The organism is Lacinutrix salivirga (genome assembly GCF_053604675.1).
Genome location: NZ_JBSHNP010000051.1, coordinates 1 through 228, shown reverse-complemented (window position 1 = coordinate 228; position 228 = coordinate 1). Strand labels below are relative to the sequence as shown.

The following is a 228-nucleotide window of genomic DNA, read 5'->3' as shown; positions in this document are numbered from 1 at the left end:
GTTGGGATGTCGTTATCGTTATCATAAACATCTACCACTACTGGTGTGTCTTCGTCTGTTGTTGTTGTATCGTCTTCTACATCTACGATTGGTGCTATGCTTACCTCTACTTCTGCTGTATCACAGTTTGGTGTTGGTGTTGCGTTATCACATACTGTATATTCAAACGTATCTGTTCCATTGTATCCTGGGTTTGGTGTGTAGGTTACTACATCATCACTTGGATCG

At 41.2% G+C, this 228-nt stretch carries 1 protein-coding gene; it reads right to left on the bottom strand.

Going from position 1 to position 228, the window contains the following annotated elements; translation table 11 throughout:
- The coding region (locus ACVC5O_RS01805) for an Ig-like domain-containing protein (protein WP_452219754.1) at positions 1 to 228 on the bottom strand (228 nt) is incomplete at both ends.